This window comes from Nguyenibacter vanlangensis (genome assembly GCF_013376155.1).
In the GTDB taxonomy this organism is placed as follows: Bacteria; Pseudomonadota; Alphaproteobacteria; order Acetobacterales; family Acetobacteraceae; genus Gluconacetobacter; species Gluconacetobacter vanlangensis.
The window spans coordinates 1-4,933 of record NZ_JABXXP010000191.1 but is presented as its reverse complement, the minus strand read 5'-3'; the positions used below and the strand labels follow the sequence as shown (position 1 = coordinate 4,933).

The 4,933-nt window shown below is 68.1% G+C and carries 4 protein-coding genes and 1 pseudogene; 1 reads left to right on the top strand and 4 read right to left on the bottom strand.

Annotated elements, in window-relative coordinates:
* Positions 1-389 (bottom strand): NTP transferase domain-containing protein (locus HUK84_RS10350; RefSeq protein WP_176640221.1); only part of this gene is annotated, 389 nt, incomplete at its 3' end.
* A gap of 137 nt (positions 390-526) precedes the next feature.
* Between HUK84_RS10350 and gph the strand changes: the two genes are divergently transcribed.
* On the top strand, positions 527-1,207 hold the full coding sequence (gene gph, locus HUK84_RS10345) for a phosphoglycolate phosphatase (protein ID WP_176640220.1): 681 nt from the start codon (positions 527-529) through the stop codon (positions 1,205-1,207).
* Positions 1,208-1,219: 12 nt separating this feature from the next.
* Here the strand turns inward: gph and HUK84_RS10340 are convergent, their stop codons facing one another.
* From HUK84_RS10340 to HUK84_RS10330, 3 genes and pseudogenes are all read right to left on the bottom strand, one after another.
* The gene (locus HUK84_RS10340; protein WP_246285599.1) at positions 1,220-2,050 is read right to left on the bottom strand and encodes a DUF3108 domain-containing protein; all 831 of its coding nucleotides are present in this window, start codon (positions 2,048-2,050) and stop codon (positions 1,220-1,222) included.
* Positions 2,051-2,108: 58 nt separating this feature from the next.
* Positions 2,109-4,541: a DNA topoisomerase (ATP-hydrolyzing) subunit B gene (gene gyrB, locus HUK84_RS10335; protein WP_176640222.1), complete on the bottom strand. Its 2,433-nt coding sequence runs from the start codon at positions 4,539-4,541 to the stop codon at positions 2,109-2,111.
* Positions 4,542-4,621: 80 nt separating this feature from the next.
* A pseudogene (locus HUK84_RS10330) lies at positions 4,622-4,933 on the bottom strand (hypothetical protein); the annotation flags it as partial.

Genomic DNA, 4,933 nt, shown 5'->3' with positions numbered 1-4,933 from the left:
CGCCGGCAGGCCAGCAGGCGGCGCATGCTGTCGGCGGTGATCAGCGGATTGTCGCCGTACAGCACCGCGACGTCGCCCGTGCCGAACAGGTCGGCGGCCTGCAGCGCGGCGTGGGCCGTGCCCAGCCGGTCATGCTGGATGGCTGTGGCGTGCGGGGCGGCCAGGGCCGCGACCTGCTCCATCCCCGGGCCGATCACGACGACGATCCGGTCGAACACCTGCGCCGCATTGTCGATCAGGTAGCGCAGCATCGGCCGGCCGGCGAGCGGATGCATGACTTTCGGCCAGTCGGATTTCATGCGTGTTCCCAGCCCGGCCGCCAGGATGACGGCCGTTGCGGGACGATGGGCGGCCGGAGGCGAGGCGGCGGCGGGAGCGGAGTCGGTCATGCCCTGCGGGTAGCGGGCAGGTGACATGCCTGTCAAATATTGGCGCAATCCGTGACCATCACTTAGGTTTACGAAATACTGCGGTTCGGCCGCCGTTTCGCCCCGCCTCTTCGCCTCGCCCTTCGCCAGGAGACGCCATGTCCGGCAGCCCGCCACCCCGTCTTGCCGTCTTCGACATGGACGGCACCCTGCTGGACAGCCTGCCGGACCTGGCGGCGAGTGCCGACCGGCTGCTGAAATCCTATGGCCTGGCGGGAATCGCACCGGAGGCGGTGCGCGCGATGATCGGCGACGGCGTGGCCGCGCTGGTGCGCCGCCTGCTGGCCCATGCCGGGGACGATGCGAAGGGCATCGACATGCACGAGGCGACGGCGCGCTATCTGGCCGACTACACGCCTCGCGCGGTGGAATTGTCCCGCCCCTTCCCCGGCACCCTTCATGCACTGGAGCAATTGCGCGCGGCCGGGTGGCGGATGGCGGTCTGCACCAACAAGCCGGTGGCGGCCGCCCGGCGGATCGTCGCCGCGCTGGGCCTGGAGGACTGGTTCGACGCGATCGGCGGCGGGGACAGTTTTCCGGTCCGCAAGCCGGACCCGGCGCACCTGCTGGGCACGATCGGGCTTGCCGGCGGGCAGGCCGCGCGCGCGATCATGGTCGGCGACCACCATAACGACGTCCTGGCTGCCGAAGGCGCCGCCGTACGGTCGGTCTTCGCCCGCTGGGGCTATGGGCGGCCGGAGATGGAGGCAGGAGCTACGGTCGGTGCCGATTCGATGGCCGAACTGCCCCATATCGCGGCCCGGCTGCTGCCCCAATAGGCGGAGCCGGGGTCAGGCGGTGGTGGGCAGCAGCAGCACCACCATGTGGCCCAGGCGCGGATGTTCCATGACGATGCGTACCGCCGTCAGCCCGTCGCCTGGCACGTCCTGGAACCAGACGCTGCCGATGACGGGCTTGCGGGCCGGGGATTCCGGGCCATCGGACTTGCGGAAGCCCGCGATCTGCAGGTCCGTGAAGTCGCAGCGCAGCGCCATGCCGTGATAGGGCTGGCGGTCGTCTTCGGACAGGTCCTGCTGGCCGATCGTATGGGATTCCATATGCAGCAGGCGCGCGCCGTCGAACACGGTGGCCGAGCCGTCGCAGGCATGGTGGACGCGCACCGCTCGCTGCAGCCGCATCAGGGCGCTGAGCGAGTCGACCGCGGGCGCCAGGTCGTCCGCCGGGATGGGATTGCGGCTGGGCTCGGGCGGGGTCTGCAGGGCGATCCGGGTGCGGCCGTCGCTGTAATCCAGCACGACATGCCGGTCTGCGCCGCGCGTATAGCCCGAACTTTCATAGCTGAGCGGCTGCACGCCGTCGGGGACGAACCGTCCGGTGGCCTGCGACGTGAAGTTCATCCGCAGCAACATGCTCAGGAATCCGCCGCTGCGGATCGTCGAGCGCACCGCGTAGCCGTCATTGGTGACGGCATAGCGTGCGTTGATGGTCAGTGCCCGAAACCCGTGCACATAGACGCCATAGACCCGGTCGATCTGCGGCGGAGAATCGGCTGCCAGGGCGGGGGCCGTAAAAGCGGAGAGTGTCAGGGCCGCGGCGCCCGGCAGGAGCGACAGGCCGACAGCCGCCCCCAGCGCGGCCAACTTGCATAGCGGACGGTACAACGGATGCTCTCCTCGATTCATGGATTCATGACGGGATGCGATTCATGAAAGGGGATTTTCAGACGTCGAGATTCGCGACCTTCAGGGCGTTGCCGACGATGAAATCGCGTCGTGGCTCCACCACGTCGCCCATCAGGGTCGAAAACACCTGGGCGGCGTTCTCCACGTCGCCGACCTTGACCTGCAACAGGGTGCGGACGGCCGGATCCAGCGTGGTTTCCCAAAGCTGGGCGTCGTTCATCTCGCCCAGTCCCTTGAAGCGATTGATCGACAGGCCGCGCCGGCCCTGGGCCAGAATACGCTCGTAGAGCGAAGCCGGACCGTCGGCCGGGCGCATCGTGCCGTCCAGGGCCAGTTCGACCTTGCCGCCGAAATCGGCCGCCAGCCGCCCGCTCCGTTCGGCCAGCCAGCGGACCTCGGCACTGCGCAGGGTGGCGGGGTCCAGGCGGTAGACCTCGCCCACGCCGCGTACCGAGCGGGCCAGTTCCAGCCCGTCGGCGCTGGCCACGACCTTCCAGCCGCGCTCGTTCGGCAGCGAGACGTCGTCGAGGCGGGCCTGCAGGCCGGCGACGCGCCCCTGGACGACCGACAGGTCGGAATGCAGCGCGCCTGCGATCGCGGCCTGTTCGAGGATCCAGATCGGCGCACGCACCGACAGGCGCTGCAGGGCCCGCGTCACGTCGCGGATGAAGGTGATGTCGGCGGCCAGGTCGGCGCCCGTCACCTCCCGCCCGTCGGCATAGCGCATGGCGGCATTGGCCAGCGCCTTGTCCAGCAGGTACTGTTCGAGCGCCGCGTCGTCCTTCAGATAGCGTTCGTCATTGCCGCGCTTGGCGCGGTAGAGCGGCGGCTGGGCGATATAGAGATGCCCGCGTTCGATCAGTTCGGGCATCTGGCGGAAGAAGAAGGTCAGCAGCAGCGTGCGGATATGCGATCCGTCGACGTCGGCGTCGGTCATGATGACGACGCGGTGATAGCGCAGCTTCTCGATCGAGAACCCGCCATTTTCGACGTCGCCGCGCCCGATGCCCGTGCCCAGCGCGGTGATCAGCGTGCCGACCTCGGCCGAACCCAGCATGCGGTCGAACCGCGCGCGCTCGACATTCAGGATCTTGCCCTTCAGCGGCAGGATGGCCTGGAACCGCCGGTCGCGCCCCTGCTTGGCGGTGCCGCCGGCCGAATCCCCCTCGACGATGAACAGTTCGGAACGGGCGGGATCGCGCTCCTGGCAATCGGCCAGCTTGCCGGGCAGCGAGGAGACGTCGAGCACGCCCTTGCGGCGGGTCAATTCACGCGCGCGGCGCGCGGCCTCACGCGCGGCGGCGGCATCCATCACCTTGGCGACGATGGCACGCGCTTCCTTGGGGTGGGTTTCGAACCAGTGCGCGATCATGTCAGCGGCCGCGGCGTGCACCACGGGCTGGACTTCGGAGGAGACCAGCTTGTCCTTGGTCTGCGAGGAGAATTTCGGATCGGGCACCTTGACCGACAGGACGGCGGTCATGCCTTCGCGCATGTCCTCGCCGACCAGGGCCTGGCTGTCCTTCTTGCTGCTGTTGCTTTCGGCGTATTTGCCGACCACCCGCGTCAGCGCCTGGCGGAAGCCGGCCAGGTGCGCGCCGCCGTCGCGCTGCGGGATGTTGTTGGTGAAGCACAGCATCGTTTCATGGAAACTGTCGTTCCAGGTCAGCGCGAATTCGACCTTGATGCCGTTGTCGTCGTTCTGCAGGCTGCCGGTGATCGGCGGATCGACGATGGAGGTCTTGCCGCGATCGAGCCATTCGACGAAGGCCGACAGCCCGCCTTCGTAATGGAAAATCTCCTCGCGCACCGGGGTGTGGCGTTCGTCGCGCAGTTCGATCCGCAGCCCGGAATTCAGGAACGCCAGTTCGCGCATGCGGCGTTCGAGGATCGCGAAATCGAATTCGGTCCGGGTGAAGGTCGCGGCGCTGGGCCTGAAGGTGACCTGCGTGCCACGGGGCTCGTCACTCGGGCCGATGATCGCCAGGGGCGCCTCGCGCTCGCCGTGGCGGAAGCGGATCATGTGCTCCTGCCCGCCGCGCCAGATCCGCACCTCCATCCATTCCGACAGCGCGTTGACGACGGCGGCGCCCACGCCATGCAGGCCGCCCGAGACCTTGTAGGAATTCTGGTTGAACTTGCCGCCGGCATGCAGCTTGGTCAGCACCACTTCGGCGGCGCTGACGCCTTCTTCGATGTGCATGTCGGTCGGGATGCCGCGGCCGTTGTCGCGCACCGTCACGCTGCCGTCGCCGTTCAGCGTGACGGTGCAGCCGGTGGCGAAGCCGGCCTGGGCCTCGTCGACCGCGTTGTCGATGATCTCGAACGCCATATGGTGCAGGCCCGAGCCGTCATCGGTGTCGCCGATATACATGCCTGGCCGCTTGCGGACGGCGTCCAGCCCCTTCAGGACCGAAATCGAAGCGGCGTCATAGTCCGAATCGTCGGATGAGATCCCGGCCATGTCCATATCGGATTTGTGAACGGGATTGGATTGATCGGACATACCGGGCAGAGGCTCCAGGCTGGGAACGGGATCGAGGAAGGCGATCATACAGGCTTCGCGTCATGTGAACCAGCATCGGGCGGCCGAATTGCGTCCGATGGGCGTATCGCCCCATCCTGGACCGAGACGAATCCGGCCTTGCCGCGCAACGGGGCGAAGTGCGCGGCGTCGGTGCCGGTCATCAGCACGGTCGTCGCGAAGCCGGCCACGCGGTCCAGCAGGGCGGCCCGGCGCCGTTCGTCCAGATGGACCAGCGGTTCGTCCAGCAAGATCATCGGAGCCTCGCCGCGCATGCCGGCGATCAGCGCGGCATGCGCCAGCACGACGCCAAGCAGCAGCGCCTTCTGCTGCCCGGT